This window comes from Turicimonas sp. TL08, assembly GCF_054660695.1.
The window spans coordinates 26,712-52,810 of record NZ_BAAGDP010000011.1 but is presented as its reverse complement, the minus strand read 5'-3'; the positions used below and the strand labels follow the sequence as shown (position 1 = coordinate 52,810).

The following is a 26,099-nucleotide window of genomic DNA, read 5'->3' as shown; positions in this document are numbered from 1 at the left end:
CTCTGCTTTTTTCTTATTTGGTTCAGCATCAACAGAAGTCTTTAAAAAGGTTTCTTTATGATTCACACGATTTACTGCAATGTTTACGAAGGGTTAGAAGCCGCTTTGGCAGAAAACGTCTTTCAAGACTTAGAAGCAATGGCTGGAGATCCATCTCGCATATTCGAGAAAATTGAAATTATCCCGGCTTCGTCGGCCATTGAAGACAGACTCGCTCGCAGTCTTGCAGATAAATTTTCTATTCTTCCGGGAATCAGATTTTGCTCAATTTTTGATTGGCTGAAACCTTTCATGGGTGCAACCTTCCGTCCCGGCTCCATCGGCACTTCGTTGGACTGGCAGATTTGGAATATCCTCAAAAACCCAAAATTCTTTGAAGAATTAAAAGCAGTAGTTCCAGAGACCTCCTATGCGCGGCTTGAGGCCTTTCTTCACCGTAACGCCGAGCCTGAACTCCGAAACATTAATCTGATTGAATTTTGTTATCAAATGAGCCGGCTTTATGCCACCTATGGCTCATTCCGCATGGACTGGTTATTAAATTGGATTGATGAGAAGTCTTTTCCTCTGCCCGCAGACAAAGCCCTCGCCATGAAGGAACAACCTGACTATTACTGGCAGAAAAATCTCTGGGAGAGAGTCGCCAAGGCTGGAAAGACAAAAGATCTTCACAACCTGTTAAAAATAAAAGATACTCTGCAGCACTTCCATTTCGAACCGAAAGACAAAGGGAAATCGCTTCATTTCTTCATGCCGTTTTCTCTGCCTCCGATACTTCTGCCTTTCTTGAAAGCTTTTGCGGAAGACAAAAATGCTCCTCAGCTCTGGCTTTACATAATGAATCCTTGTGCGGAGTATTGGTTTGAGTCCATGCCAATAGAACTGTTCGACTGGAGCAGCAAAGAGGATTGGGATGAAAAAGCTCAGAAGTTTCTTACTGCCAACAGTCCGTCTACCCGAGCGATGATCGATCGTTTGTATCGCTTCCTAAATGTGGATAACGGAGAAGTCATTGAGACGGATGCTATCGAGGAGCAAGAGGTTCCTAAACCGACTAAACCGGCGATTAAACGAAACCGGGCAAGAATCGAAGACTTAAGCAAAAAATTTGATCCCCTCTCGCCCGAATTAAAACTCTTCACTTCCGAAGATGTTCAGGCCTACTATTTCCAGCAGCCGCAGGACAGTTATCTGCACAAATTCCAGAACTCCATTCTATTTATGGACTCCTCAAAGCTGCCGACAGAAGCAGATCCTTCTGATGAGTCTTTAAAGGTATTTAAAGCTCCCTCTTTTCCACGAGAAATTGAAGGAGTAATCGATTGGATTCATTATCGGTTATCGTCCGAAAATAAAGACGGCGAGAAAAAGCTCAACCTCTCCGACATTGCCGTTATTGTTCCGGACATTGAAAAGGCAACACCTGCTATTGAAGCTGTAATGGGAGCATTGCCCAACAACCTTCGACTGCCTTATAAGATTATCGGCAATTCCATTGCAGATACTTACCTCTCTCTGGCAGCTATCTTAGGGTTTGGGAAATTATTAAACTCCCGATTCAATGCTGCAGATTTAGAAGAATGGCTTGAACTGCCGATTAACTTAGAAAGATGGGATCTTTCTCTCTCAGACATTTCCGTTTTATCTACCTGGCTCAAGGCAGCCGGATTCCGCTTCGGCTTATCTCAGGAGCATTTAAAAGATTTAAATCTGGATGCATCCGACGGAACATTAGATCAGGCCGTCGAGCGTCTGACCATGGGCTATTTCATTAACCCTATTGAGAAAAATACTTTCGGAGATGTTCTTCCTGTATTTGGAGATGAGAAAGGCGGTTTTGACTTAGTCACAGATGGTCGCGGCAAGCTCTTCAAAACGATTGTAGCTTTGTCCGAATCTTTAGAAGAGACAAGAAAAGAATTATTCCAGGACGGCGGTTTAAAGACGCCTCAAGAATGGCATGAAATCATTTCCGGTTGGCTGAATCAGTATTTCGTCACAAATGAAACCCCGCAGGAAATTCTCAGCTTCCGAAGCAGTCTACAAAGATTATCAGGCGCTATGCAGGAAGGCCTCGAGGAAGGGACAAAAGTTCCTTTTTCCGTTATCTGGAACGTTATCGAAACTCATCTGAGAAACACTCCAAGTCTTGCTCAACCCACTGGTTCCATTACCTTCTCGTCCGTACAGGAATTAAGAGGGTTGCCTTTTAAAGTTATCGCACTTTGCGGCTTTGATGAAAACAGCGGTTTCCCGGGCAGTTCTTCCCATCAAGAGTTCGACCTCATGGGAGTAGACCAGCTCAAGAGAAGAGCCGACAGAGACAGCCGAGAAGACAATAAAGCGAGATTTTTGGATATTCTTTTAGCTGCGAGAAAGAATTTAGTTATTTCTTATACGGTTGGAACAGATCCAGTAACCGAGACAAATCCTTCGAGCGTTGTTCAAAATTTCAAGAACTACTTCTTATCGAACGCTCTTACCGGAGAGAAGGGAAAGGACAAAGCGAAAGAACTATGGGAGTCTGTTGAAGTCAAACTTCCTCTGAATTCCTTCTCTGAAAAAAATTTTAAGAAGACTTCTTCACGTTCTTGGCTCAGTCCAAACTCCTCAATGCTCCAATCCATTTTGAAAGCAAGGAGCGCCAATTATTCTTTACCTCTTCCGGCTATCGGAGGAACTCCTATTCCCGATACCTGTCTGGGTCTATCTATCGTTCATAAAGGGAGCTTATCGGCCTCCGAGCTTATTAAGTTCCTCTCTGATCCGGATAAGTATGTGTTGAAGAAACACAAGCTCGATATTTATTCGGGACAAGAAGAAGAGGAATTTTCCTGGTTTGCTCCGAACGATGCGTTATCTCTCACCCTAAGGAAGCGGAAGTACTTGAGAGAATTAGAAGAAGGTTATAGTGATGATGAACTGACTCGTCAACGTTCATTAGATCCTTTAAATGGAATTAAAGATGTGCGTCTTTCAAGTACAAACGATGCATGGAGCAATGCAGAAGTTGTTCATGCCAAAAAACTTGAAAAAATTCATAAATTCAAACTCTTTCCGGTTACCGAGGGAATTGTTCTTAAATTTGATGAACCTTCTTGCAGAATCACGCAGGTCACGGATTCTCCGCTAGAGGTCTATACAGATCACCAAAATAGATATGTGATTTTTGATGACAATTCTTCAGCCAGCCAAACTGACAGGCTGGAACTTCGTGCGAATGTCTGGACAGCTGCAAAGAAACCAACCATGGTGATGAGTTTAGTAGCGGATCCGAAAACGGAAGCAGCGCAGGAAGACTATTTTCTTTTAGCTCTCGATCAGCTTCCGGATGTAATTTTCGAAGAAAATAAAGAAGATGTTAAGCAAATGGTGCGTCTCTTTGATCTTTCAAGGCGTTTTTCTCTCGGACTGACACAAGAAAAAACACAGACTCTCTTATGGACAGGATTTGATCATACTGCGGCCTGCGCGTGCTCAAAACCTATTTGGGCGAAACTATTTCCTAAGTCCAGAAATTCCAAGAAAACGGCAACGGACGTTGGCCGCTTTTTTGAGGAAGACATTGATGAACTTCAGCAGATCATCGAATCTCAGATTTTGAAGGAAGAAAGATGAAAACATTAAATGTCTTTGACCCCATTCATACTTCTCTTACAGAACCTATTCTGATTGAGGCTAGCGCCGGAACCGGGAAAACCTATTCTTTGATGCATCTTCTGCTCCGATTAATCGTTGAGAAGAGAATTGATATTGAAAGAATTCTCATTGTTACGTTTACGAAAAACGCAACTTCTGAGCTAAGAAACCGTCTCCAGCAGGCTCTTCTGAATATCTTAGAAATCTTTCAAAATGAAAGCAGTTGGAAGCAAGAATTAGACAAACTTGAAGATGAGACCTTAAAAAGCCAAATTGAATTATGGGTTCAAACCGGTGCAATTACTCCGGAGTCTATCCGTGAGACCGTGACCGAAGCTTTATCCAAAATCGAAGACGCTTCAATCTTTACCATCCATAGCTTTTGTCAAAGAATGGTAAAAGACTGCTCTTTCTCTTCCAGGTCAGACTCGGATGCGGAAATCGGAGATACTTCCGGCCTTATCTCTGAAGTGGTTGACACTTTTGTCAGGAAAGAAATAAAAAACGTAAACCTGATAGATCAAGTTGGCTTCCTAAAATACCCGGGGTTTTCAAAGATTTTAGAGAGAGTTTCAGCTTTGTCAGTGAGATCTCCCTGCTCGCAGTCCATTATCTTTGACAATACTATTTCTTTTAAACAGCATCTCGAAAAGTTTAGAGACGAAGCTCCTGCACTTCTTAAAAAGCTTAAAGCAGCAGCTAGAACTGTCACTTATGATGATCTCCTCGTGGAGATGGAGGCTAGACTTGATAATCCTGAATTCGTTAAAGCTGTAAGAGAGAAGTTTGATGCCGTCCTCATTGATGAGTTCCAGGATACGGACCCTCTTCAGTACACTATTTTCTCTGAACTATTTCTAAAAGCTCCGGAAAGGCAAATTCCGGTAGTATTCGTGGGCGATCCTAAACAATCTATCTACGGCTTCAGATCTGCCGATTTAGACACTTATTTGGATTCGAAGAAAGACATCAAGAATCACCTTTATCTGAAGAAAAACTTCCGTTCTACCCCGGGTCTCGTGGCCTCAATCAATACTTTCTTCGGCCTTAATTCTTCAGCTTCGGGCATCGGCAGCTTCTTAAACAGCAAAATTCAATACACAGATGTTGAATTCAACTCATCCAAACTTCCTCTTTTCGAGCGCACGTCCGATGGGAAATTTATTCCTCTCTCTTCCTTTGAAGTTTGGCGCTGGTCATCGCAAGAGATCGACCCCTCTAACGTCAATGTATTAGAAAAGTATGAAGATTTCTTTCTTGCCGAAAAAATCAAATCACTGTTGGAAAAAGATATAAGAGTGGGATCCAGCCTGCGTAAATTAAAACCCAGTGACATCGCAATTTTGGTTCGAAGAAGGAAAGATGCTGACGGACTCATGGAAGAGTTAACCAAGCGTCAGATCCGTTTTATTATTCAAAGCGACGAACGAGTTCTAGAGAGCCAAGAGGCTCAAGACATTGCAGCTATTTTGAGTGCAATGGAGAACCCTAAATCCTTGTCGGCAATGACGAAAGCCCGAGTAACCCCAATCTTCGGCCACTCTATAAAACTTATTGAAGAAGATGTCCAAGCAAGTTTGCTTGCACGTGAAAGAATCGAAAAAGCCAATGAGAGAGCAAAAAAATACGGTGTACTCGCTGCTTTTACAGAACTTTTTAAAGAATTCGAAGTTGAGGAACGCCTGCTGCCTCAAATTAACGGCCAAAGAGCATTAACAAACTATCGCCATATCCTTGAGCTTCTCCATGAAGAAAATAGAAAAATTAAAACTGTCTCAGGACTTTTGCGTTGGCTCGACCGAAAAGCCTCAGATGGTGCCGATCAAGAAACATTAAGGCTTGAGTCTGACTCTGATCTCGTCAGGATAGAGACCATTCACAAAAGTAAAGGACTTGAATATCCTGTGGTCATCCTTCCGAGAACTGTTTTTATGGCAGGGAAAAACGTAGTTTCTGAGGTAAATGAGATTGTTAATGGCGTTAAAGTTCGAAAATTTCTCGCCGAGGCAACCCAAATCCGTTCTTATTTAGAAGGTAAAAGCTATGCCTACGAGGAAGAACAAATGGAAAGGGTACGGTTGCTCTATGTTGCTATGACTCGGGCCTCCTCCTTGTTGGTACTTCCTATGTTTTTTAAACAGACCTCAAAATACTCAAAGCTAAAAGGAGAAAAGGAAACTTTCCCAGGTTTGCACGGAAATTACACCAAGTCCTCTACCCTCCAGGCTTTGACTGGCTCTTTTGAGCCGGATAAATATATCGGTCCCAAAACTCTGTTTAAAACCCTTGATGAAGAGTTAGAAAAAAACAATGTTCCCGTGAGAGATGCATTATTAGAAGGAACAAAAAAACTTTCCGACGACTTTATTATTCCGGACGATTATTCCGCTTCCTTAATTAGAAATTTCTCAACCCTGCTCTATCCGGATTTGATACCTTCGCCATCGCGTCAGGTTCAAACCAAAGAACTTACGGAAGAACTGACCGCCTCAGACCTATCGGTCGGTCAGGCGTATCCCATTTTCTCAGCAGAATGGATCCGGACAAGCTTCTCTGCTTTGTCCAGAGGTATCGAGGTTCTGCCTGAAGAATCTCCAGCCATAGACGAACTTCCTTCTAAAGATGAAATCGAAGAAGAAGTTCAAGTCATCGAAGCTCAAGATAATCTGCGTTTTAAAAACCCAAAACTTTCGGCAGCTGCATACGGAGATTTTCTGCACCGTTTGCTTGAAGAATTAGATTTCAGAACCGCAGATATAAGCAATCCTGAACGTGAAGATGTCTTAATTCCGTTCGTCAAAAATCGTCTTCTTTCCAATGCGATTGAGACAGAGGTTTCAGAAGGTGAGAGCCTAGAATCTGCAGTTGATGCCCATACGGCAGCTTTAGTCGAAATGATCACCGACGTGATGAACGTCAAAGGAATTCCCGGGCTGGAAAACTTTAGTCTGTCGCAGTTAGAGTCGGATAAGAAGATAGCTGAAATGGACTTCATTTTATCTAACCCGGCAATTTCGGAGGACAGCCATCGTCTTACCGGCAAACAGCTCGGAGAGACTCTACGCCGCTTGGATCCTCGATATCCCGGACTGAACTTAAGTGAAGAACAGATTAATGGTTATTTGATTGGTGCGATTGACCTAATCTTTTTCGCTAAAGGTAAGTTCTGGGTTATCGACTGGAAAAGTAATTTCCTAGACGAGAACCCGTCTAACTACACTAAGTCTCTCCTTGATCAGGCGATGGACAAAAAGCACTACAAACTTCAATATCTTCTTTATCTTGTAGTTCTTAAGCGATACCTGGAGACTCGGTTTAAAAGCAATGATGTGTATGACCTCATAGGAGGAGCCGCTTATTTCTTTTTACGCGGCATCAAGGCATCTAATCCTTCTCAGGGGATCTACTTCGATAGACCCAAAAAAGAAGTACTTGACTGCTTGGATGAAATCCTGCGGAACGGATACAGCGAAGAAATAGTTCAAAAATACGAAATCGAGCTCAAAGGAGGAAACCATGCAGAATGATTGGACACCCGAAGAAGCTGCTCTTCAAGGCATTAAAAACGCCCTTTATCGAGTTGCGGTTAGAAAAAATCCCTCTAAGGACGCCACACTTTTGAAGGACACTTTAGAGAAGTTCCTTCAGCTGTGGAAAATGGAAGAAGAAAAAGGAGGCGTATGTGTCGCCCTGTCTCCTACACAGGAAAAAGAACTCGGTGTCCACATAATGGAGGACTTCGGTCTGGCATATAACGTTTCGGGTTACAGCGGTAATCCTCATCGAAACTTCGGTATTCCTGCCGTCCCGTTTCTTATAGACAGAAGTGAAAAAAAGCAAACGAGAATCTATTCTCACACCAACTTCTTTCATGAAGCACTTCTAGGACGCAAGCTAATTCAATTGGCTTCCAGAAAGGTCGAAATCCGCCCAGAATCCAAAAAACTTGCCGACTACTTTCAAAGCCAGGACATTTATGACCGTCCTAACAAAGAGCAATTTCAGGCTATTCAAAAAGCTTTAAGCAATAATCTCAGCATCATTTCGGGAGGTCCGGGCACCGGCAAGACCTCGTCCGTTGTCCGAATTTTAGAAGCTCTCTTAGAGGGGCAGCCGGAAGCTAAAATCTATGTTACAGCGCCAACCGGTAAAGCAAAAAGCCGATTAATTGAAAGCTTAATTGAGAGGCCGAAGATTTTCCCGAACGTTGATCGAGCTTATAAAGATAACCGGCTTCTGGCAAATACCATCCATATGTGGCTTAGCTCGCCTACGGATGAAGGAAGCCGTCCTGATGAGACGCATTGTTTAGAGTGCGATATTCTCGTCATCGATGAAGCTTCCATGATCGACAGTGAGATCGCATTCAACTTATTCAATGTTATCGATACTAAGAAAACCAGAGTCATTATCCTTGGCGATATGTACCAGCTGGCTGCGGTCGGACCAGGTGCGGTGTACGCCGACATCTCTTCTCCCGACAATGCTCTTAAAGACATTCTGACAGAGTTAAAAGAAAGCCATCGATTCAAAGGAAGCTCCGGAATCGGATCTTTATCAAAACTCATCAATCAAAATACCGAAGACGAGGAGCACCAAATTTCTGAAATTCTTCGTCTTCTAAACAATCACGGCCCCTTTGTTAAGAAGACTGGCGATGCAGGTTCAGCCACAACCGAGGATATTTTTCTCAGCACTGACTTAAAGCTGAATCCGAAAACGGCCTTAACTTCGGAAGCTGAAAAATGGATTGCAGAGAACATGGGCCGATATTCGGATTCCGTTCAAAATATTCTTTTATCTGAGAATGTTGTAGAAGAAAAAGAATTAGAAAACTTATGGCATGTGCTCAATTCTTTCAAGCCTATTGCCGCCGTGAGAAAAGGCCCCATGAGCGTTCAAGCAGTCAATAATTACTGTCAAAAGTTACTGCTTTCAAGGCTGCACTGTCCGGATAACTCTTCTGAGTTTTATCCGGGAAAAGTAATTATTGTCAGAAAAAATGACCTCTCCTTAGGAGTTTCCAACGGAGATATTGCAATTATTTTTGAAGATAAAGAAATTCCCGGGCAATGGAATGCTTACATCGGCGATACTAAAAAGATTTTGAAGGCTCAGCTGCTGCCGGAGTACGACGTTGGCTTCTGCATCACTGTCCATCAGTCTCAAGGTTCCGGATACGACAATATTGGTGTATTTATGCCGTTCATCGACGGAGATAATGCAGAAAACACGCAAGCAATCGGACTGGCAACCAGAGAGCTTCTTTATACGGCGGTGACCAGAGCAAAAACATCTTGTTGGATTTTCAGCAGTATTGAAGTCCTTTCTCGTTCCATTCGTACGCGAACTAAGAGAAACGGGGGTTTAGCTTACAGATTGAAGGAGTTTTCGACAACGGCGGCTAAACCTCTTGTTACTGAAAATCTACTGCTGGATCTTTGAGTCCTTTGCTAGTTCCCCTTCGATTCCTCCTTTCTGTAAATAGGTGCACCGAGCTGTGCACCTATTCTCTAGATTTACCGCCTCGGCAATGCTCATTTAAGAAATATGACTGCTGCCACTTTGCCTTAACTTTCTATCAGGACGTACTTTTGAACAGCGTTTTCCAAGATTAGACAGAACGAGCAGAATTTATATGCTCTAATTCATAAATCTTCCAGCGGAATTGACGTCATCAGTTATAATCGTTATTCTCAGCAAGAATAACGACAACCTAGGAGGAATCGGAAACTCTCCGCTTGATAACTGAGCATGATTTTCTTTGATATTGATAAGACACTCGGGACCAACAAGTTCACTTTTCAGGCAACGCTGACGCGACCTGTCACAACTGTTGTTGGAAAAAGCGGAGCAGGAAAATCCACGCTTGCTCTTCTGATTGCCGGCCTTTCCTCTCCCGATAAAGGACGCATTCAGGTTGAGGATACGATCTTTTTCGATTCTGAGAAAGGAATCAACTTACCGTGTGAAAAAAGAGGCATCGGGATGGTATTCCAAAATCACCGCCTCTTTCCTCATTTCACTGCAGAAGAAAATATGCGGTTTCCTCTCAGTCACTGCAATAGAAAATCCATAGTGAAGTTTGACGAACTCGTCGATCTACTTGATCTTGGGAGCCTTCTTAAAAGAAAGCTAGGTGAGCTGTCTGGAGGCGAGGCTCAAAGGGTCTCTCTCGGGCGAGCTATTTTGGCAAGCGAACAACTTTTAATTCTTGATGAACCTCTAAGTAGCCTTGATATCGTCAGAAAAAAGGAACTTCTGGAATACATCGGAAGAATTCCACGTGTTCTCAGAATTCCTATCCTCTATATCACCCACAGTCCCAACGAGGCCAAAAAAGTTGGCGACGAATCACTTTTTATCAATGCCGGGCAAATTGAAGCAATTGGTTCGCCCGAAGAAATTTTTCAAAAACTTCAGAATCTAGGAGACCAAAATGAAATTTAACACTCTCATGATTGCAGCTGCCTTTCTTTGCACCAGTGCTTATGCCGAAGTGAGCATCACAACCGGCGCAGGTTACATACCAATGAGCAAGGAACTTGCAAAGGCCTACCAACAGGCAACCGGTCAGAAAGCGGTAGAAAACTACGGAGGCAACATTGGTCAGATGTTGGCACAGGTTGCCGCTGGCAACGGCGTCAATATCGTAATTTCTGATCTCGGTACTCTCAAACGCATTAAATCTCCGGTTCAATTCTCAAAGATTCAAAAGCTTGGCAATACTCCTCTTGTTTTTATCTGGAAGAAAGGAAGCGCTATTACAGGACCGCAGGACCTTACTACCGACAAAGTCAAGACCTTTGCCTATCCCGATCCCAAAGCAGCTATATACGGCCGTGCAGCTAAAGAATATCTTGACGGATTAAACATCCCTTCTCTTAAAGACAAAACCATGCAGATTGCTTCTGTTCCTCAGGTCATGGCCTATGTGAGCAAAGGTGAGGTAGACGCTGGCTTCCTCAATCGCACGGCCGCCAGACAAGGAAAAGATAAAATCGGCGGAAGCGTTGAAATCACCCAAGGTTACGCACCGATTGAAATGGTTGCTGCAGTTGTAAAAGGTCAGGAAAACGATAAAGATGTTCAGGCATTCCTGAATTTCTTGAATTCTGAAGGAGCCAAGAAGATTCTCGTCAAACACGGCATCGATAAATAACTCACATGACCGCAGAAGAACTCTCCTTTCCAATTTACCTAACGCTGAAAGTTTGCGGATTCAGTTTTGTATTGTTTCTGCTTGTGGGAACCCCTTTGGCTTTTTGGTTCGCCAGAAGCCGGCACAACATCGTCAAAGCCGCGGAATTCTTAGTGACGCTTCCGTTGGTTTTCCCGCCTATTGCGCTTGGTTACTTGCTCCTCTTAGTACTAGGTACACAAAGTCCGCTAGGAGGGTTCTTCAATGAGATTTTCGGGATTAAATTGATCTTTTCTCAAACCGGAATTGTGCTTGCAGCATTCATCGCCGGCCTCCCGCTTTTCATCCGTCCAGTTCAAAGTGCTCTCAAGAGCGTGAATCTAAAAGAAATCGAGGATGCAGCTCGACTTTGCGGAGCCCCACCTCTCAAGTATTTCGTTTTCATCACACTGCCGATCATCCGCAACAGCATTGCAGCAGGTCTTCTTCTCGGCCTTGCGCGTGCGTCCGGAGAAGTGGGAATCACGATGATGCTTGGAGGTAATATTTCCGACCGAACGAACACTCTTTCGTTGGAAATCTTCAATTCCGTTTCGAGAGGAGACTTTGAAACCGCGACTTTTCTCTGTCTTCTTCTTGCCGGATTCGCCTGTTTTATATATGTCGCTTTGTACCTTGTCCAATCTAAAGAGGTTATTTAATGTTTTATCTTTCCGATGCTTTTATCGACAATGTGCTCACTGAAGATATTCCTTTGAATGACTGCACCACAGAGTCTCTTGGGATATCAAAAGAACCGGGTCGTCTGCGCTGCTATCCGAAAAAAGACGGTGTCGTAAGCGGAGTTACTATGGCAGCTCGTCTCTTAGAAAAGGCAGGAATGAAGGTCCTTTTACAGGCTGAAGACGGCGAAATCAGAAAAGCTAGAGAAGTCGTGCTGGAAGCTACAGGTAAAGCAGACCAAATCCATGCAGTCTACAAAACCGCTCAGAATGTGATGGAATACTCATCCGGCATTTCGGGCCGTGTACGAGCTATGGTCGAAGCCGCAAGAAAAGTTAATCCTAATGTTATGGTTGCCGTAACAAGAAAACACTTTCCGGGAACCAAGAAAATATCTCTAAGTGCCGCGCTTGCCGGAGGAGCCATCGTGCATCGAGCAGGTCTCTCCGAATCGATTCTGATTTTTGATCAACATCGGGTGTTTTCTCAAGACTTTGAAGAGGATTTTCGGAGAGCCAAAATTCATGAGCCGGAAAAGAAACTGGCTGTAGAGGCTGACAATTACGAAGATGCAATGAAATTTGCAGAATACGGTGCCGATATTGTTCAGTGCGAAAGATTCGATTTTCCGACATTGGCTAAGTTTGTCACGGAAGCTAAGAAACGTTTTCCAAATCTCGTTATCAACGCTGCCGGCGGAATAAACGCAGATAATGCTGCAGAAGCTGCGGCAACCGGTGTAGATGTATTAGTCACTTCCTGGGTTTACTTTGGAAAACCGTTTGATATCAAGATGGAAATTACAGCTTGCCGATAAGACGAGCAATTGCGCTCATAAGACCAAAAGGTTCAGAAATAGCCTTCAAACCACTAAAAGGTCTGAAGGCTATTTCATTAATTAGGTTGGAAGGAGGTATGAGTTGCAAAGTTACTGTTTTATCCTCCACCTCGTTAATTTAAGAGAACTAGATAGCACCGGTGCCGAATTTTTCAGTGAAGATGTGCTCCTTGGCAACGTTGGCCTTTTCCAAGGCTTGAGTTGCATCCTTCATGAAATCAACAGGACCGCAGACTAGATATTCTGTATTCGGTTTTACTAAGGAAGTGAAGAAGGCCTCGTCCGGACGACCGGATTTAGAAGTAACGCATGTCACTAATTCAACAGGTCCGGATTTGGATAAAGCTTCGACTTCATCGAAAAGCGGGTAGTCTTTTTTCTCTTTGCAGATATGAACGAAAGTAACCTGACGTTGAGGATTATGAGCTACAGCCTCCTTCAGCATTGCAAGCATCGGCGTGATACCGATACCGGCACTGATCAAACAAAGCGGATTATTGCCTTCCGGAACATTGAACTCGCCTGTCGGGAAAGAAACTTCGACCAAGTCACCCTGGTTAATATCCTGATGCAATGCGTTGGAAACCATACCGGCAGGAGAATTATCTTCAGCGACGATCTTCTTAACGGAGATACGCAAAGAATGCTTCGTAGCATCAGTAACTGTGTACTGGCGGGGCTGAATCAGATTTTCTTTCTTGACGTAAACACGGACTGACACGTATTGACCAGCCTTTACCTTCGGCATCTTGCCGTGATCAACCGGGACCAATGTGAAGCTGGTAACTTCATCAGTTTCAGTTTTTTTTTCTTCGACTTTGAAGAATCTCCAGCCTGACCAGCCGCCTTCTTCATTAGCGTGCTTGTCGTACAAAGCTTTTTCAGCATCGATCAGAACATTGGCCAACTGCCCGTATGCTGCAGCCCAAGCATCAATCAATTCCGGAGTTGCAGCCTCACCGAGGACTTCTCTAATAGATGCCAAAAGATGTTTTCCAACGATTGGATAATGTTCTGCGCGAATACCGACAGAAACATGCTTATTGGCAATGTGTTTGACAGCGTTCAAAAGTACGCCCAAATTTTCAATATTTTCTGCGTAAGCAAGAACAGCCCCGGCCAAAGCTTGTTGCTGAGCGCCTACTCTTTGGTGACCTTGATTAAAAACCTGCATCAGCTCCGGATTATGACTGAGCATCCTCTTGTAAAAGTGAGAAGTAAGAGCGACTCCGTGTTCTCTAAGGACCGGTACAGTAGCTTTAACGAGTGCAATTTGTTCTTGTGTAAGCATAGAATTCCTCTAGTAGGTTATGATTTTCTAATGGTAAACCAGAACCTTTTTGCTACCCTTAAAAAATTGTTAAGAGCGTTACTTGTCACTTCACAGGTAGAAACATATGCAGGAACCTCCCAATTCGCATATTGAAAAAGGTTATCCCACGCTTGGCCTGAAGTGAGGTACTGCTTCAAGGAGTTTCTGAGTATAAGAATGCGCTGGAGAATTTAAAACCTGAGAGGCTGGTCCTGTCTCTACAATTTCACCCGACTTCATCACCACAATCTCGTCCGATAGATATTGGACAACACCAAAGTTATGCGTGATAAACAGATAAGAAAGCCCACGCTCTTTCTGGATATCATTCAAAAGATTCAAAATTTGTGCCTGAACGGAAACGTCTAAGGCTGACGTAGGTTCATCACAAATCAATAACTCCGGTTCCACGACAAGGGCCCTGGCTATCGCAAGACGCTGTCTCTGTCCTCCTGAGAACTCATGCGGATAACGATAAAGAGAGTCGGTCCTTAAACCGCATTTCTTCAGCATCTCGGCAATTCGGTCTAAGTTTTCACCGCGGGTGTGCTCCGGATGAAGACTTTCCAGCCCTTCTAAAAGCACTTCTTGAACTCTCATTCGAGGATTCAAACTCGAGAAAGGATCCTGGAAAACAATCTGCATTTTTTTACGCAGTGTTTTCAGTTCCTGTTCATTGACCGCACCGAGATCGACGCCCTCTAACCTGGCCTCACCGGAAATGAATGCTTGCCCTCTCAACAGCTGCAGCACACCTCTGGCCACAGTAGTCTTGCCGCTGCCGCTTTCCCCGACAAGTGCCGTGGTCAGACCTTTCTTCACAGCGAAATTAACGTCTTTAACAGCCTTGAAATAAGACTTCTTTTTAAAGATAGAGCCTCTGTTCGGAAACCAAACGTTGTAGTTTTGAAGCTCAAGGACCGCCGGCCTTTTCTCCAACCTTGTTTCTACTGCAGAAGCCGGCAAAGGCAGTACAACTTTTTCCTCAATAGGGAATAAGCAGCGAACTCGATGACCGGCTAAATCGTGCAATTTAACCGTTTGTGTTTTGCACTCTTCCCTTGCCTCAGAACAGCGCTCAGCAAAGCGGCAGCCTTTAAAGTCAGTGGTAAGCGGCGGAACAACCCCGGGAATAGCATCAAGCCGTTCAGTTTTGCGCTTTCCGTCTGGAAGAGCGCGCAGCAAAGTTCTTGCATATGGATGGAAAGGTCTTTTAAAGAAACTTTTGGCCTCTGCTTCTTCAACCATTTCTCCGGCATACATTAGCCCGACTTTATCGGCAACCTGCGCCACCACAGCTAAATCGTGAGAAATTAAGAGAATTCCTATTCCTTCCGAATCTCTAATTTCTTTTAAAAGATTCAAGATCTGTGCCTGAATAGTCACATCCAAGGCGGTTGTGGGTTCGTCAGCAATTAAGAAACCGGGCTCGGCCGCTAAGGCAAGAGCAATCATCACTCTTTGCTTCTGACCTCCGCTGATTTCATGCGGGAACATATCTATTCTTTTTTCCGGCTCCGGTATTCCGACTTTGTTCAGCCAATCCAACACTTTGCTTTTAGCACTTTGCCCACGCAAAGAAGTGTGAAGATAAATCGTTTCAAGGATTTGATCTCCGATTGTCATGACAGGGTTCAACGACAGCCCGGGCTCTTGAAAAATTAGACTAATCTTGCTCGCACGAATATGTCTCATCATGGATTCGGGCAACCCCATGATTTCAGTCCCGTCAACGGTCACAACACCGGATGACACTCGGCCCGTCTCCGGCAACAACCGCAAAAGAGAGAGCGCCGTCATTGACTTTCCGCAGCCGGATTCTCCCACGAGAGCGTAGATTTCTCTCGGAGCAATAGTCAGACTTAAGTCATCAACGGCCCTGATGGTTCCTTCTTGGGTTTCAATCTCGGTGACGATATTTTTGACTTCCAGCATTACTTGTCTCTCTTTCTTTTCAAAGCCAAACGCGGGTCAAAGGCATCTCTTACCACTGACGCAAACAAATTAGCTGATAAAACCAGCGTCAGCATAAAAGTAAACGAAGCCGCCAAGTTCCACCAAACGACCGGACTGCGGGAGAGCTCAAGTCTTCCTGCATTAATCATCGAACCAAAACTATGCGTCGTCGGATCAACGCCGACTCCCACGTAAGAAAGTACGGCTTCATAAAGAACGATTCCCGAAAAATCCAACACGGCTACGATAAGAACAATGTGAATTAAATTAGGAAGTACATGGCGTCTCATGATTGTCCAATGACTGACGCCGAAAGTTTTAGCCGCCTGAATATAGTCCAATTGAGATATACGGAGAGTCTCTGCTCTGAGCAGCCGCGCTAGGGTTGCCCAACCGGTAATTCCTATAATCAAAGAAAGCATAAACAGCCTTAGGTCAGCCCTCTCCAATCCGGTTTCATATAAGTCCGGATGGCCGTCGATAAAGACTTGTATCATCAAAACCGCCGCAGCAATCAATAAGACGCTCGGAATAGAAGACAAAGTCGTGTAGATGTACTGAATCAAGTCATCCACCCAACCTTTAAAGTATCCGGCGCAGATTCCGAAAATAATGGCAAACGGCAGCGTCGTTAAAGTCGCCAATGAACCGATAACAAGGGCTGTTCTCAAAGACTTTAAAACTTGGTAGAGGATGTCGTTTCCCGTTTGATCCGTGCCGAGTACGTGGTAAACCGGCCAAAGAAATGAGACTAGGCAAATCAAAATAATAAATACCGTCAAGGGAAGCAGAACATATTCATACGGAATCGCATCTCTGCGCTTAAAGAACTGCGACAGCTCTTGGCCTAAGGTCACGGACTTTCTTATTGCCGCAACTTTGGCAACCAAAAGACATAATAGAAGGCTCAAAGCGATGCCGGCGCTGAATCCAAAAAAGACTCTTTTACCAATATCAAAGGCTTTGGATTCCCCTTGAGCTAAATGGGCCCCTCCTGCGGCTAAGGGTTCGTAATCGCGTACGGGCTTGCCGTTTTCTATGCGTGAGATTTTTTCAAATGTCTTTGTGGCAAAAGGCTCGGAATATGTTTTTTCCTCGGCTGAAGCCGCTTTTCCTAAACTTTTATCCAAAAGAGAGTTTGTCTTCACATCGTAAACAACCTGACCGCCGTTTGTATCGATAGCGCTTCTGAAATGAACGGAGTCAATCATAGCCACTACCAGAAAAACAGTGAGAATCGTGCAAGTGCACAAAGCCGCCGGAGAATGGAACACATAACTCCATCTCATTTTTAGCTCGTCAGAGCGGCGAACGTGAAAAATATAAAAAATCAAAGCCGCTATTAGGCAGAAAAGAACGCAATCGGTTGCCAGAAATACAGGTTTGAACATCATTTCAATCTAATCCTCGGATCGGCAATGGTGTAGGCAACATCAGTCAAAATCAAACCAATCACGTAGAGCACCGTACCAACGAACACCATAGTTCTGACAATGGCAAAGTCCTGAGCGTTGATCGCATCGATAGTAAAACTTCCAAGGCCCGGGATACCAAAAAAGCTTTCCATAATCAAAGAACCGAGAAACAGCATCGGCAAAACAGCGACCGTCGAAGTAATAATCGGCAAGCTGGCATTTCTAAGAACATGCTTAAAGAGAACCGCGGTTTCCGAAAGACCTTTTGAGCGGGCAGTACGAACATAGTCCTTGTTAATTTCTTCTAAGAACATGGAACGGTACAACAGCGCATCACCGCCGATGCGGGAGAACACGCCAATCGCAATCGGAAGAATCAGAAAAGTGATCATCGCCGTTCCCGTTTCAAATCCGGAGATAGGAAACAGTTTGAAGACTTTAGAAAACAGCCACTGTCCGAAAATGATGTAAAAGAGCGAGGAAATAGACATCATCACGACGGCCAAAATGACTCCTCCGTATTCGAGTTTAGTCCTTCTAAAAAACACCAGCCCCAACGAAAAAGTCACAATAACGATCACTCCCAACAAAAATGTCGGCAATGCAAGAGCAAGCGAAGGCCACGCTCTCTCCTTAATCTCATAGGCAATATCTCGGCCCGCATCTGAAGATCCTAAATCGCCGACCATTAGCCTTGCGCTATGAGTCCAAAAAATAGTATCTGTCGCTTTTTCCGTTCCTTGAGCCTTGGAATTCCAAATCAGAGGCTTATCGTAGCCGTGAGCCTCTTTCCAATTCTGAATGGCTTCGGCTGTGACGCGCTTGCCACCGATGTTTAGGCGTGCCATATCATCGGGCGTATTAACCGCAAAGAACAATAAGAAGGTCAAGAGATTGACGCCCAGCAGGATGAGGAAGCCGTAGCCTATTCTTCTTAAAAGATACCTCAGCATTAAGCTTTCTCCTTTCTTGCTGTCATTGATTCTCGTTTCTTATGAAGCAAATACATCGGAACAATGATGAGAGATAAAAGCACAACAATTCCAAACAGAGGCCAGTAAATCGGCTTATTCCATTCTTTGATTTTTTCGGTTCTCAGTTCCGGATTAATTTTCAAATACTGAATATGATTACGGACAATTTGAGTCGGCTTACCGTTATAGACCCACTGATGAAATGCCGCCGCACTTGTCGGAAAATAGCCGAAAGTCCAGGGAGCATCTTTCTGAGCAATGGCAATTAATTGCTCGATAGCTTTAGCTTTTTCCGGTCCGTCACTCATATAACGCATCTTCTCGAAAATGCGGTCGTATTCTGCGTTTTGATAGTTAGAGGCATTCTCTCCGGAACCTCCGGTCTTAGATTTAGCGTTCGGTCCGTAAAGCAGAAAAAGAAAATTCTCTGCATCCGGATAGTCTGCCAACCATCCCCATAAAAAGAGCTGGTGACTGCCGTTAATCACTTTATCTTGGAAACGGTTATAGTCCGTTGCTCTAATATCAAGCTGGATACCGAGTTTAGCGAATTGTTTTTGATACCAGTCGAGAACGGCTTTTGTTCCCGGAGAGGCGGCTGCCTGGAAGTCCAAATTCAGCACCAACGGTTTTCCCGTTTTCAGATTCCGGCCGTCAGGGTAACCGGCTTCCGTCAATAACTTCTTGGCCTCTTCCAAAGATTTACGGACAACGGTCCCGTCCTCAAGCTTGTTATACACATACGGATTGAAGCCAGCGGAACCCTCCGGATTATGACCGAATAGACCGGGCGGAAGCGGGCCATGAGCCGGAGTTGCCAAGCCTTTCTCAAAAATCTGAATATATTCTTCCCAATCCATCGCAATCGCAATGGCTTGTCTGAGTTTTCTATTCTTTTCTTTTTGTTCCGGGGTTGAGCCCTCCCCTATCACAGGGTCAAGCCAGTTGAATCCGAAATAAGTGTTGTGAGCTTCAACAGTCTTCGGGAACTGAAGTTTTTTACTTTTGTATTCTTCTTCCTTCTCTTTACTGTCGGCCATCCCGATTAAAAAACCTTGGCCGTTGTCCAATCTCTCGATTTGCGGAGAATCGTAGTAGCCTTGTAAAAACTTTGTCCTAAGAGGCACACTTTCTTTTTCTGCGGAAATCTCGATACGATCGATAAAAGGCAGCGGTTTGCCGCAATCTTCTAAGTAACCTTTTTCCTTGTCGCCGGGCTCTCCTTCGCAGGGATACAGCTCAGTCTTTCTAAACAGAGGATTCCTCTGCATCACATGCCGTCTATTTTCAATTGACTCAACCAACTGATAGGGTCCTGTGCCCACAGGCCAGTAATTCAGAGAGAGGTTGTTTTTGGCCATCCCCTTTTGAGAATAGAACGCTTCCGCCTCCCATGGGATCGGAGCAAAAAATGTCATCGCCAGCCAATTCGGAAACTGAGGATATTTTCCCTTGACTTCTATTCTGAGTAAGTGAGATTCAGGGGCAGATACCCCTTCCAGTTCAAATTTGCGCAGATCCAGAAAAGGCAAGTCACGCTGGCTCGCAGGAAGATTGGCTCTGAGCTGCTTATCGTATTCTCGAACTTGTCCGGCCAATTTTTCTAACCCCGGCAAATGAGACACAATCGTTCCATAAATCGGAGAAATGATCCTTGGATTGGTCAGACGCTTGATGGAATAAACATAATCTTCCGCGACTAACTCTCGGGTTCCTTTATTCGGCAAATCCAGAGGATTACGAAGGTTTTTCGTGACCTCTTCGGACAAGTGATGATTTACATAGTTGCCCTTTTCATCTTTTGCAAACGCCGGATGAGGAGCAAACAAGATCCCTTTCTTGATAGGAATTTCGTAAATGCTCAAGGCGACTTTATCTGCCGGCGCATCCTCCGGAAGTTCATTGCCCTCCTTATCCAAAAAAATCGGAGTAGGGACTGCAGCTGCCGCGCGGGGAATTAGCTGGTAGGGGCGTTTCAAATAATGATATTGATAAAGCGGCTCATAAATACTGTAAGTAAACGGCGTCTCATCGGAAGAATAAGAACTGGTCGGATCCAGATGCTTCGGACTGCGGCCGGAGAACGGCGTAAACAATGTGTTAGAACTTAATTCTTTAACGGAATGCACGGAATTTGGAATTGGACCGCAAGAGCTAAGCATTAATACAGCTATCGCACACGCTGCAGCTAAGGCTAATAGTCTTTTTCTGTCCATCTTTTCCTTTGAATTAAGTCTTTGGTTAATATACTGCCTACTTTGAGGCTATCGATTTTATCAAGAACTCTTTGATTTTAATGAGTTGGATTAACTTCTGATACAGCTTCAAACAGGTTGTATCAAAGAAACCCGAGATAATATTCCTCTCCATTGTGACCACCCAGACTTAGCAAAAAGTTAGGAATCTCTCTTTAAGATTTCTACAATTTAGGCTTCAAAATATGATTTCTAATAAACGCAATGGAATTAGTACAATTTGAGTGGCCGGCGCGTGTTTACTACGAAGACACGGATTGTGCCCGAGTGGTTTACTACGCTAATTATTTAAAATTTCTTGAAAGAGCCCGCACTGAATGGCTCAGAAGCCTCGGTTGGAACCAAGATCAAATGCTCAAAGAACTCCATTTGATCTTTGTGGTAGCCGGTGTAGAAATCAAATACAGAAAACCGGCAAGACTCGATGACCAGTTAACAATCAAATGCCGCACACTCAATGTAGGGAAGGCCTCTATCGTTTTTGAACAAGAAATATGGCGCAAAGATGAATTATTAATCTCTGCACAGGTAAAATGCGGGTGTTTAGACTCAGACACTTATAGGCCTAAGTTAATGCCAGATGCCTTGGCAGGAAAATTTCATCAAAAATAGGATTTGGATAAAAAAGGATTGCAATGGAAGCTACTGCAGATTTATCAATTATCACGTTAATTACTCGTGCGAGTATTGTCGTCCAAATCGTCCTAGCTATTCTCGTCATTTTCTCTTTGGCGAGCTGGACTGTAATTTTTCAGAAATGGTTCCAAATCAGCAAAGCAAGAACTGAAGCAAAAAACTTTGATAAGCGCTTCTGGGGCGGTGCTGATCTGAATCAGCTTTATGAAACAGCTTCTGACAATAGAAGCACCATCGGTCCGATGGAAGGAATCTTCTATTCCGGTATGACCGAATTTCTGCGCTCCCGCTCCAGACCTGACAGTGCGAACGGAAGCTTCACCCTTATCGACAGCATTGCCCGTGCAATGAGAGCCCGATTCCAAAGAGAGTTAGACGGTCTTGAATCCGGTCTCAGTCTTTTGGCAACTATCGGTTCCGTTTCTCCGTACATCGGTTTGTTCGGAACGGTATGGGGCATTATGGACGCCTTTACCGGTCTCGGAAACTTAGAGAGCGCCTCTCTTGCGGTTGTTGCCCCGGGTATTGCCGAAGCCTTGGTAGCTACTGCTATTGGTCTTTTTGCTGCTATTCCTGCTGTTATTGGATACAACAGATTTGCTTATTCTATCGATCGCTTATCCATCCAATACGAAAGCTTCATGCAAGAATTCCAAAACATTCTCAGCCGTCAAAACTAGTAGGAGTCTGCAATGTCCAGAGGAAATAGCAGACGCCGCCTTTTAGCGGAAATGAATGTGGTTCCGTACATTGACGTAATGTTGGTGCTTGTGATCATTTTGATGGTGGCTGCTCCATACGTTAATCCGTCAATCGTTGACCTCCCGAAGGTTCATAAAGCCGCAAAAACACCGGACACCATTGTCGAGGTCGTTGTCGCTCCTGACGGTAAGCTTTCTATCAAAGACAAGAAAAACATTATGCCGGTTGACTTCCCGGCGCTTGTTGCAACTATTGAATCTTTGCAGAAAGACGGAACTCAGGTCCCGGTTGTCATTGCCGCAGACAAAACGGTTGCCTACGAGAAAGTTATTGACGTTATGAGAGAGCTCCAAAAAGCCAACATCAATCGAATTGGACTTTCTCTAGAACTTGAGCCTGGTATACGTTAATGAGCACATCCTTACCAAACAAACCGAACGGATCCTCTGAAGGATATTGGGGAGTCTCGTTTATTTTGGCACTGATTGCCCATGGACTTCTCTTCTGTTTATTGTTTGTAGCCTTCCAGTGGAAATCACAGCCGATTGGGCCTGTGTACGCGGAGTTGTGGTCGCCTTCTGCAATGAATGCCGCAGAAACTTCTGCCGCTGAAGAACAGGCCGAGCCGGAGCCTACGCCGGAACCGGAACCAACCCCCGAGCCTCAACCGGAACCGGAGCCGCAGCCGGCCCCTGAACCTGAACCTCAACCTGAGCCTGAGCCCGCTCCGGAACCTGAACCTCCGGCAGAGCCCCCTGCACCTGCAGTACCCCCGATTGCCAGAACCGACTTAGATACTCAAGCTAACCTTCTTGAAGATCCAGAAATCGTTCAGGAACGTCTTGACCGTGAAGTCAAGAAGCAAGAAGAGGAACGTCAGCGTATTCTCGAACGAGAAAGACAACTTGAAGAAGCTCGCCGTGCTGAAGAGCAAAGAAAGATAGAAGAACAGAAACGGGCTGAAGAAAGACGTCTTCAGGAAGAACAGAGAAGAATCGAGGAACAAAAGAGACTCGAGCAACAGAAGATTGAGGAAGAAAAGCGCCGTCAGCAGGAAAAGATCGAAGAACAAAAGAGACTGGAAAAAGAACGCCAACTTGCTGAGGAACGCCGTAAACAAGAACTTGCGAAGCAGCAGGAAGAACTCAAGCGTCAGGCACAAGAGCGTGAAAAACGCATTGCTGAAGAAAAGGCAAAACGCGAAGCTGAGCTTGCTGAGAAAAAACGTCAGCAGGAAGAACTCAGCCGTCAGCACGCAGAAGCTGAAGCTCAACAGAAACGCAGAGCTGCTCTTCTTAACAGATTGTCAGGGCAATCCGGTTCAGCAATGGGCCAAGGAAGCGGCATGACCAGCTTTCAGAAGGCTCAGTATGAGAACCGCATCCGCAGCTGTATCCGTCCTCATATTACATTTAACCCTCCTGCTAGTGCAAGAAGAGGACAATACGTTGCTAAGTTTGAGGTCAGTCTTTTGAGAAACGGCAGACAAACCGGTCAACCTAAGATGTTGCAGAGCAGTAAGCTCGGAGCCTACGATAAAGCCGTTGAAAAAGCTATTCTCAGCTGCAATCCTTTCCCGAAACCAGCAGTGGGAGATATTCCGTCAACGATCATTCTCAACTTTGACCCTGTTGACGATACTTCCAACTAAAACTAAATCTAATTAAAAGTTGAAGGTGACAATATGCCTACCGCAGCTGAACTGGAACTACAAAAGGTAGCGAAAGCTACGCATTCTGCAGAAGATTTATTGGCGGGAGACCATAATATTCTGGACCAATTCATGGTGATGTTTGAAGAAGGACTCTTCAAACCCATCATTTATTGGCAGCTTTTATGCGTAATCGTTCCAATCTTTATCGGCTGGTTGGTTTTCTATTGGCTGAGGAAAAGATCTCTGAATGCCTATGCGCAAAAACTTGCGATGGAGCATTTAGAAAAGACTCAGAGGATTGAAGAAATTAATGACGAAGAAGGCTCAGCAGAAAAAGCCAAGACAAAAGAAGAACTTTTCTGGTTAGGCATTAAGCGCGGTCTCTTTAGCCTCTTCATGAGCATCTGTTGGCCGCTAGTCAGCTTAGTTCTAATTTTCGCCAGTACGGTAACGGCAAGGTTATTTAAGCTTCTGCCGCAACAGCCGCTGCCAATCGAATCTGTGGTTTGGTTGATTCTATGCGCTTTCGTTGTAATTCGAGTCTGCGTCTTTATCATTCATCACAGTTTCCGTGCAGGACGTGCCGCCTCAAGCCTCGAAAACTTTATTTCCTTTTCTTTATGGATCGGGGTTGCACTGCAAGTTGTCGGCGTTCTTCCAAAGTGCCGAGAATGGCTGGAGTCAACCAAGTTTGCTTTAGGATCTTCGGATGTTTCCCTTTGGTCCATGCTGCTGTCGTTCTTTACGATTGCGTTAGCCTTATTCATCGCAAAATGGCTCGGACAGTTAGCAGAAAAGTGGCTCAACTCCATGAACGGACTGCATACGAACCTCAAAGTCGTTTTGATTCGCATCCTCAAGGTCGCTTTAATGTTTATTGCGATTTTGATTGGTTTGTCATCGGTAGGTATTGACGTCACGGTTCTCGGTGTATTCGGCGGTGCGGTCGGTGTGGGTCTCGGTTTCGGCTTACAGAAAATTACGTCGAACTACATCAGCGGATTCATTATTCTTCTGGATCGCAGCGTAAAAATCGGTGACTTAGTTACCGTATCCGGTGTTGAAGGCATTGTTGCCGATATCAAAACACGCTATACCGTGGTTAGAGCTTTTGACGGCAGCGTCACGATTATTCCGAATGAGTCGTTTGTTACCGGCAATGTGAAGAATACTTCTTATCTCTCCGGGCCTGGCCGAACAACGGTAGCGATCAGCGTCGACTATTCTTCCGATATCGATGACTGTATCAACACGATGAACGACATTGTCCGCAGCCAGCCGCGTGTTTTGATTAATCCGGCCCCCTACACCATTCTTACTAACTTTGGCAATGACGGAATTGACTTGACCTCATATTTCTGGGTAGCAGATCCGGAAAGAGGAACAGCTGTTTTACGATCTAATATCAGCCGTGCGATTCTCAAAAAATTTAATGAAAAAGGGGTCAATATTCCCTTTCCTCAGCGAGATCTTCGGATTCTGCAAATGCCGGAAATCTCCTGCAAGTTTGAGACCGGCACGCCTGCTAAGCCGGCAACTGAGTCGAAGGATAGTTAGAAATTTGAGCCTCTTCACGAGGCTCTTATTTTTTCTTGGTTATCTTAATAAATAGGCTTTGACACATCAGTCAAACCGGCAAGAAGCATCAACATCAAGATTGATTTTTGTTCGCACAAATACACGCCTTTCGGATCAAACCATTCAGCCAACGTATGAGTGCCGAATTCTCGGCCACCGCGTCCTAATGTCACGGCAGGTATTTCTCTGGCAATCGACATATTGGTGTTAGTGCATCCGCCGGGCTTAAAATTGGCTTCCATTCCGACAGCCGCAGTAACAGCCTTCGTCGCTTGGATAATTAAGGCGTCATCATCCTGATTTCCAGCAGGAACATCAAGAATTTTTTCATAGCTGACCTTAACCTCTTTCTCGTTACTGTATTTTGCATTTTCTTGTTCACAGGCCAAATGGAAGATTCGTACGAGCTCTTCGTTGAGCTTATTCAGTTCAACTTGGCTATTGGAGCGAGCATTGATTTTGAAGCTCGCCTTTTGAGCAATACCATGAATAGCTTGTCCACCTTCGATTAAGCTCACTGTAATGGTAGTCTTCGGATCTTCCGGCAAGCAAAGATCGCTAATCATCGCAACGGCTCGGGCTGCAGCATGAATAGCACTCGGAGTTTTAAATGCCGTCCATGCATGTCCTCCCGGCCCAGAGAAAATAACATCCCAATCTACCATTCCGGTAGCGTTAGCGTAAAAATCTACTGCTGTAGGACCATCGATAGAAACAGTTGCAACAATATGGTTCGTCTTAGAGAGATCTTCCAGAATCCATTTCATGCCGCGCATACCGCCTAGACCTTCTTCGCAGACGGTAGCCCCGATAACAATGTCGTAAAAAGGTTTGATTCCGGAATCAATAAGAGCTTTAGCTACAGCCAAGTTTGCAGCAATCGCCCGCGTATCATCGCAAATTCCGGGACAATGGAGTTTGCCTTCTTCATCTTCAATAATTTCTTTGACATCTCCGAAGGAGAAAACAGTATCCAAATGACCTTCTAAGAGAACACAGTTTCCTTTTCCTTCACTACCCCGAATCCAACCCCAAACATTGTTATGCTCGTCGGACTCTACGTCAGTCACGCCGACAGATTCGAGCAATTCTTTATATCGTTTTGAACGTGTTTCTTCGTGGCCTGTCGGCGCTTCAATGAGCACAAGCTCTTTTTGGATTTCGATAGTTTCAGGTAAGTTAGTCTTAACCGCATTCAAAGCACTTTTGACTTGCGGATTTTCAAGAACTTCTTTCAATGTTTGGCAAATTTCACTCATTTGTTTTCTCTTGGTCT

At 44.6% G+C, this 26,099-nt stretch carries 17 protein-coding genes and 1 pseudogene; 12 read left to right on the top strand and 6 right to left on the bottom strand.

Features of this window, described 5'->3' with window-relative positions; translation table 11 throughout:
- Nucleotides 1-57: 57 nt before the first annotated feature.
- The 7 genes and pseudogenes from ACYQ4O_RS07150 (at nucleotide 58) to modD (ending at nucleotide 12,320) form a co-directional block, all read left to right on the top strand.
- A complete protein-coding gene (locus ACYQ4O_RS07150; protein WP_460175195.1) occupies nucleotides 58-3,618 on the top strand; it encodes an exodeoxyribonuclease V subunit gamma in 3,561 nt (1,186 codons plus the stop codon).
- On the top strand, nucleotides 3,615-7,166 hold the full coding sequence (locus ACYQ4O_RS07145; protein WP_460175194.1) for a UvrD-helicase domain-containing protein: 3,552 nt from the start codon (nucleotides 3,615-3,617) through the stop codon (nucleotides 7,164-7,166). Before ACYQ4O_RS07150 ends, ACYQ4O_RS07145 begins: the two co-directional genes overlap by 4 nt.
- Nucleotides 7,156-9,084 (top strand): ATP-dependent DNA helicase, encoded by a 1,929-nt coding sequence (locus tag ACYQ4O_RS07140; RefSeq protein WP_308513683.1) that lies wholly within the window; start codon nucleotides 7,156-7,158, stop codon nucleotides 9,082-9,084. The genes ACYQ4O_RS07145 and ACYQ4O_RS07140 overlap by 11 nt, the downstream gene beginning before the upstream one ends.
- A 384-nt stretch (nucleotides 9,085-9,468) precedes the next feature.
- Nucleotides 9,469-10,089: pseudogene (locus ACYQ4O_RS07135) on the top strand (ATP-binding cassette domain-containing protein); the annotation flags it as partial.
- A complete protein-coding gene (gene modA / locus ACYQ4O_RS07130; RefSeq protein ID WP_308513681.1) occupies nucleotides 10,079-10,801 on the top strand; it encodes a molybdate ABC transporter substrate-binding protein in 723 nt (240 codons plus the stop codon). The pseudogene ACYQ4O_RS07135 and the gene modA, both read left to right, overlap by 11 nt.
- Before the next feature lie 5 nt (nucleotides 10,802-10,806).
- A complete protein-coding gene (locus ACYQ4O_RS07125; RefSeq protein ID WP_308513680.1) occupies nucleotides 10,807-11,481 on the top strand; it encodes a molybdate ABC transporter permease subunit in 675 nt (224 codons plus the stop codon).
- Entirely contained in the window at nucleotides 11,481-12,320 is an 840-nt protein-coding gene (gene modD, locus ACYQ4O_RS07120) for a ModD protein (protein WP_460175193.1), read from the top strand. The genes ACYQ4O_RS07125 and modD overlap by 1 nt, the downstream gene beginning before the upstream one ends.
- Before the next feature lie 148 nt (nucleotides 12,321-12,468).
- On the opposite strand, the gene hmpA is transcribed toward modD, so the two are convergent.
- From hmpA to ACYQ4O_RS07095, 5 genes are all read right to left on the bottom strand, one after another.
- The gene (hmpA, locus tag ACYQ4O_RS07115) at nucleotides 12,469-13,632 is read right to left on the bottom strand and encodes an NO-inducible flavohemoprotein (protein ID WP_460175192.1); all 1,164 of its coding nucleotides are present in this window, start codon (nucleotides 13,630-13,632) and stop codon (nucleotides 12,469-12,471) included.
- A 141-nt stretch (nucleotides 13,633-13,773) separates the two neighbouring features.
- Entirely contained in the window at nucleotides 13,774-15,588 is a 1,815-nt protein-coding gene (locus tag ACYQ4O_RS07110) for an ABC transporter ATP-binding protein (protein ID WP_460175191.1), read from the bottom strand.
- Nucleotides 15,588-17,003 (bottom strand): ABC transporter permease, encoded by a 1,416-nt coding sequence (locus ACYQ4O_RS07105; protein WP_460175190.1) that lies wholly within the window; start codon nucleotides 17,001-17,003, stop codon nucleotides 15,588-15,590. The genes ACYQ4O_RS07110 and ACYQ4O_RS07105 overlap by 1 nt, the downstream gene beginning before the upstream one ends.
- Complete coding sequence (locus tag ACYQ4O_RS07100) at nucleotides 17,000-17,977, bottom strand: ABC transporter permease (protein WP_277041080.1); 978 nt, start codon at nucleotides 17,975-17,977, stop codon at nucleotides 17,000-17,002. Before ACYQ4O_RS07100 ends, ACYQ4O_RS07105 begins: the two co-directional genes overlap by 4 nt.
- Entirely contained in the window at nucleotides 17,977-20,214 is a 2,238-nt protein-coding gene (locus ACYQ4O_RS07095) for an ABC transporter substrate-binding protein (RefSeq protein ID WP_460175189.1), read from the bottom strand. Before ACYQ4O_RS07095 ends, ACYQ4O_RS07100 begins: the two co-directional genes overlap by 1 nt.
- A 243-nt stretch (nucleotides 20,215-20,457) precedes the next feature.
- On the opposite strand from ACYQ4O_RS07095, the gene ybgC reads away from it, so the two are divergent.
- From ybgC to ACYQ4O_RS07070, 5 genes are read left to right on the top strand one after another with little or no spacing between them, the layout of a single operon-like run.
- A complete protein-coding gene (gene ybgC / locus ACYQ4O_RS07090; RefSeq protein WP_460175188.1) occupies nucleotides 20,458-20,865 on the top strand; it encodes a tol-pal system-associated acyl-CoA thioesterase in 408 nt (135 codons plus the stop codon).
- Between the two features lie 23 nt (nucleotides 20,866-20,888).
- On the top strand, nucleotides 20,889-21,569 hold the full coding sequence (gene tolQ, locus ACYQ4O_RS07085) for a protein TolQ (protein ID WP_308513674.1): 681 nt from the start codon (nucleotides 20,889-20,891) through the stop codon (nucleotides 21,567-21,569).
- A 12-nt stretch (nucleotides 21,570-21,581) separates the two neighbouring features.
- A complete protein-coding gene (locus tag ACYQ4O_RS07080; RefSeq protein WP_460175187.1) occupies nucleotides 21,582-22,001 on the top strand; it encodes a biopolymer transporter ExbD in 420 nt (139 codons plus the stop codon).
- Nucleotides 22,001-23,242 carry a cell envelope integrity protein TolA gene (gene tolA, locus ACYQ4O_RS07075; protein WP_460175186.1) on the top strand — a complete coding sequence of 414 codons (1,242 nt, stop codon included), beginning with the start codon at nucleotides 22,001-22,003 and terminating at the stop codon, nucleotides 23,240-23,242. Before ACYQ4O_RS07080 ends, tolA begins: the two co-directional genes overlap by 1 nt.
- A 33-nt stretch (nucleotides 23,243-23,275) precedes the next feature.
- Nucleotides 23,276-24,802, top strand: coding sequence for a mechanosensitive ion channel family protein (locus ACYQ4O_RS07070; protein WP_460175185.1), 1,527 nt, complete (start codon nucleotides 23,276-23,278; stop codon nucleotides 24,800-24,802).
- 44 nt (nucleotides 24,803-24,846) lie between these two features.
- On the opposite strand, the gene ACYQ4O_RS07065 is transcribed toward ACYQ4O_RS07070, so the two are convergent.
- Nucleotides 24,847-26,082: a M20/M25/M40 family metallo-hydrolase gene (locus ACYQ4O_RS07065; RefSeq protein ID WP_460175184.1), complete on the bottom strand. Its 1,236-nt coding sequence runs from the start codon at nucleotides 26,080-26,082 to the stop codon at nucleotides 24,847-24,849.
- Between the last annotated feature and the right edge of the window lie 17 nt (nucleotides 26,083-26,099).